General features: G+C 69.1%; 1 pseudogene. It reads right to left on the reverse strand.

The features are described from left to right. Window positions 1-502, reverse strand: a pseudogene (locus tag C5B91_RS22580) (magnesium chelatase); the annotation flags it as partial.

Below are 502 nucleotides of genomic sequence, written 5' to 3' on the forward strand. Positions count from 1 at the left end.
GCCGACGCGGGCGCTGGACCGCCCGGTTCGTCTCCCCCCTCGCGGTCCTCGGAGCGCTCGCCATCGTCGGGGCGCTGTTTCTGTGGGCCACCACCGGCATCGCCGTCCGAGTCGTTTCCGTCAGCCGCTGACTCGTCTGCGTCTTCTCCGCCCGCCGTCTCGTCATCCGCTTCGCTCTCCGATTCGTCGGCTTCCCCGGTGTCGTCTCCGCTTTCCTCGTCTTCGCCCTCGTCGTCATCGAATTGGTCGTCGAGCACGTCGTCGACGTCCGGCGCGTCCTCGAAGGGTCGAGAGGTGAGCCGGTGGGGCAGCGCGAACTCGGCGGCGCGCTCGATGTCTGATTCGAGAACCGTCGTCCGCCCGTCCAGTGCGGCAAACGTCCGGGCTGCTCGCGCTGTGGCGATATCGCCACGGTGGCCGTCGAGGCCGGCGTCCCGGCAGAGTTCGGCGATTTGCTCGCGGAACTCGCGGGCGAGGTCAACCTCGGGGAGAATCTCACGGG

Origin of the sequence: Haloferax sp. Atlit-10N (assembly GCF_003586325.1) — an archaeon.
Classification (GTDB): domain Archaea; phylum Halobacteriota; class Halobacteria; order Halobacteriales; family Haloferacaceae; genus Haloferax; species Haloferax prahovense.